The organism is Mesorhizobium sp. M1A.F.Ca.IN.020.06.1.1 (genome assembly GCF_004023265.1).
GTDB lineage: Bacteria > Pseudomonadota > Alphaproteobacteria > Rhizobiales > Rhizobiaceae > Mesorhizobium.
On the sequence record NZ_RZSR01001830.1, the window covers coordinates 1 to 423 of the forward strand.

The window sequence follows — 423 nt, forward strand, 5'->3', positions numbered from 1 at the left end:
ACGCTGCACGGCATTCCGATCCTGACCACCGGCTATATCATCGCCGCCGAATCCATCGCCTGGTCGATCCTGTCGATCCTCATCGCCAATGCGCCGCTGGAACGCGAAAGACTGATCATCGTCGTCGGCGCGCTGATGATCGCCTCCGGTCTTGCCAGTTTCGCCTACGCCATCCCCGCAGGTTCGATCCCGCTGATCCTGCTCTGCGCTCTGCTGCAGGGCGGCGGCTTCGGCGTCTGCTGGCCGTTCTTGACGCGCGTCATCGTCGCTTCGGCCCGCGACGGCGAGCAGACGATCGCTTCCGCCGCCGTGCCGACCATGCAGCGGATCGGCTACGCGGTGGGCGCGGCCCTTGCCGGCATCGTCGCCAACGCCAGCGGCTTCTCGCAAGGCCTCAATCGTGACGCGGCTGCAGGCGTGGCC

At 67.1% G+C, this 423-nt stretch carries 1 pseudogene; it reads left to right on the forward strand.

The features are described 5' to 3' along the window. Positions 1-423, forward strand: a pseudogene (locus tag EOA60_RS37115) (MFS transporter); the annotation flags it as partial.